Below are 3443 nucleotides of genomic sequence, written 5' to 3'. Positions count from 1 at the left end.
CGATTGCCTTCGCGACACTCCCCGACGGCACCCCGCTGCTGGCCACCGGCAGCCACGACCATACGGTGCGGCTCTGGAACCCCGCCACCGGCAGCCAACGCACCACACTGGTCGGCCACGCAAGCGCGGTGTCGGCAGTCGCCTTCGCGACACTCGCCGACGGCACCCCACTACTGGCCACCGGCAGCCACGACCATACGGTGCGGCTCTGGAACCCCGCCACCCCAACCGCCACCGACGGGCTGCCCCTCTCGGCTTCCGTAAGAGCACTCGCCCATGCCAGCAGTCGCCTTGCCATCGGAACCGATCACGGCGTCCTGATGTTCGATCTCGGAAAGCCGACCCTCCCTGAACAGACCTTTGCGGCGCGCTAGATCACGGCTCTTCGAATCTAGTGCGGTGCTCGCTGGTGGTGTCCACAACCGCCGAATTACACCAGGCCCTCATCCAGAACCGCGGCCTTCGGCCCCCCGACGCGTGCCATGGCGAGATACCCGAGCTTCGAGGTTTATTCCCGCCCATCCGGCCCGAATCAGCCCCGGTTGCCCGTTCCCCGACACTGAGTACGCTACATAGAATCCTTTTGCGCCCGCATGACACCAATCTCGGTTCGTTACGTCCATCGCTTTTGTCGGCCCCCTCCTCTAGCCTCTCGGTAAAGCGGAGAACGAGAGAGATCCGAGCTGAATATGACGGCATCTGGTCTAGCAGACGAGCTCCTCGACCCATGTGCCGAGGACCTGATCGAGTCGCTGCGCGCCTTCGGATATGACCTGCCAACAGCCCTTGCCGACTTGATCGACAACAGTATTGCTGCCGGAGCCCAGAATGTCCGGGTGGAGTACTCCTCCGATCCGGGGTCAGCATGGGTTGCCGTCTTGGACGACGGGCGCGGGATGAACGAGAACGAGCTGAGGTCCGCCATGCGGTTCGCTCGCAATCCCAACGCACACCGCGCCGCCAGCGACCTCGGTCGGTTTGGGCTCGGTTTGAAGACGGCGTCCCTGTCCCAGGTCAGGAAACTCACCGTGCTGTCGCGGGACTCCAACGGGGAGCTATCCAGCCGGACGTGGGATATCGACCACGTCACACACCAGCGCCAGTGGATGGTGCTCACCGAACTGGACGATGGGGCCCGAGCAATCGTCGACCTACTGGGATTCACCGGCCAGGGCACCCTCGTCCTTTGGCGGAACCCCGACAGGCTGGGGGACGGCCCCGATCTTTCTCGCCGGATCAAGGAAGCAGGCCGGGAGCTCTCTCTGTTGTTCCACCGCTTCATTGCTAACAAGCGTCTCGCCATCCTGGTCGGTGGGAATCGTCTGGAGGCGATGGATCCCTTCCTCCGCACGCACCCAGCGACCCAGGACCGCGGCTACGAGGACCTCAAGCACGGCCACCACCGGATCCGAGTTAACCCGGTGATCCTTCCCCATCCTTCACGACTCTCCAAGGGAGATACCACCCAGTCCACTGGGTCGGGTGGGATGCTTGCCCGACAGGGGTTCTACGTCTATCGGGGCGATCGGCTCGTGGTAGCAGGCGGCTGGCTTGGGATCTCTGGCCTCTACAACTCCCAGCCCACCCGACTGGCCCGGCTCTCCGTCGAGATCCCCCCCGGCGCGGACCTCGACTGGGAGGTCGACGTCCGGAAATCCACCGTTCGACCACCATCTCCGATCGAGAAACGTCTGGCCGAGATCGCGAAGGACCTGCGAGCGGGCTCAGAACGAGTCTTCACCCATCGTGGCACCCCGGTCCCTGGCCATCGCGCTCGGGGCGAGGTTCAACTCGTATGGCAACAGGTTCGGCGGCTTGGCATGTCGGAGTACCTCGTGAACCGCTCCCACCCGCTCGTCAGCGCAGCGCTGACCGGCCCCGGAGGAGAGTCCCTCGAAGGCCTCCTGCGGCTTATCGAAACGACATTCCCGATCGACCTGGTCGTCCAAGAGGTGGCGACGTCAACTGCGCAGGAGCAGGTAGAAGCTCCTGACGTTGAGGAGATCCTCTCCGAGTTCCGTTCGATGCTGACTGGACTTCCACAGGATCCGGTGGTCAGAGCCGCCCTCACCTCCGCCCTCATGGAATCTGAGCCCTTCAGCCGGTACCCCGGTCTCATCCAGGAGATCGTCAAGTCCGAGACGACCGAGGAGGATTGAACGTGTTTGACCCTGTCGAAATGGCCAAGAACGCGGTTCTGAGCCTGGAGCGGCATCAGCGGACCCCCGAACGTCTCCGGGAGATTGCGTCGCAGGTCGCTGTTGTACTGAGGCCAACCCAGGGTGAGATCTCTGTCGACGACCTGGTTAAGGTCCTTGAATCCGAGTTCGATGTCTGGATCACTCCACCGGTGGTGGTCAGCGACCCTGACGGACACGAGCCCTGGCTGGAGCAACGGCGAGCGGGCATCAAATTCTCCTACTGGAAGCGATACCGCACCCTGCTCTCCAAGAGGTGGAAACCTGGAGCAATCGAGGCGTTGGACGGGAGCACCGACCAGATTCTCGGTCTGATGGAGGATCCGAAACGGCCCGGCAGTTGGAAGACCTATGGGATGGTTTACGGGCAGGTTCAGTCGGGCAAGACCGCGAGTTACACAGGGGTGATCTCCAAGGCTGTCGACGCCGGCTACCAGGTCGTGATCGTTCTCACTAGCCAGCACGAGAGTCTTCGCCACCAGACCCAGGCGCGCCTCGATCTGGAGTTCCTCGGGTTCAACAGCAAGTTCACCAGGGATTCCACCTCCGGGGACTCGATGAACATCGGGGTCGGTACGTTGGGCCTCCAGAAGCCAGAGGTTGCCTGCCTCACCCTGACCACCCGCGACAGCGACTTCACTGCAGCCAAATTTCAGGGCAGCGCGATCGACATTCACTCCTTCCGGGTCCTGGTCGTCTCCAAGAAAAACAAGAGGATCCTGGAGAACCTCCGGGACTGGCTTGCCAATGCCGCCACAACGGGTCCTGACAGCTCCCGGCTGATCCGCAACGCTCCCCTGCTTCTGATCGACGACGAGGCCGACTATGCATCCGTCGACACGAAGAAGGCCGCGAAGGGCCGCACCCAGAGCGACCCCGACCACGATCCGACCGCGATCAACAAAGCCATCCGCGAACTCTTGGAGCTCTTCGAGAAGCGGGTGTACCTCGCCTATACGGCTACACCGTTTGCCAACATCTTCATCTCGGAGTCGACCTCCCATGAAAAGTACGGTGCGGACCTGTTCCCCCGCAGTTTTATGGTGGCCCTGGAACCTCCCTCGAACTACTGTGGCCCCGAGGTCGTGTTTGGTCTTGAAGACCCCTCCGCGGCAGAAATCCGTGAGCCGCTCCCGATCATCCGGGAAATCGGCGACCACGAGGACTGGATGCCCGACGGTCACCGCAAGGGCCACATGCCTGAGCTTCCACTTCCGGCATCTCTGGTAGAAGCATTGGACGCCT

General features: G+C 62.6%; 2 protein-coding genes and 1 pseudogene. All 3 read left to right on the top strand.

Features of this window, described 5'->3' with window-relative positions:
- A partial coding sequence (locus tag ABD120_RS39485) for a WD40 repeat domain-containing protein (RefSeq protein WP_425564122.1) occupies positions 1-374 on the top strand: 374 nt, incomplete at its 5' end.
- A gap of 315 nt (positions 375-689) precedes the next feature.
- Positions 690-2159, top strand: coding sequence for an ATP-binding protein (locus tag ABD120_RS39480; RefSeq protein WP_343955628.1), 1470 nt, complete (start codon positions 690-692; stop codon positions 2157-2159).
- A gap of 20 nt (positions 2160-2179) precedes the next feature.
- Positions 2180-3443 (top strand): annotated as a pseudogene (locus ABD120_RS39475) (hypothetical protein); the annotation flags it as partial.

The sequence above is a fragment of the Nonomuraea longicatena genome (assembly GCF_039525605.1).
Taxonomy (GTDB): Bacteria; Actinomycetota; Actinomycetes; order Streptosporangiales; family Streptosporangiaceae; genus Nonomuraea; species Nonomuraea longicatena.
Note: the sequence above shows the minus strand (reverse complement) of the source record. Positions and strands in the feature narration are given on the sequence as shown.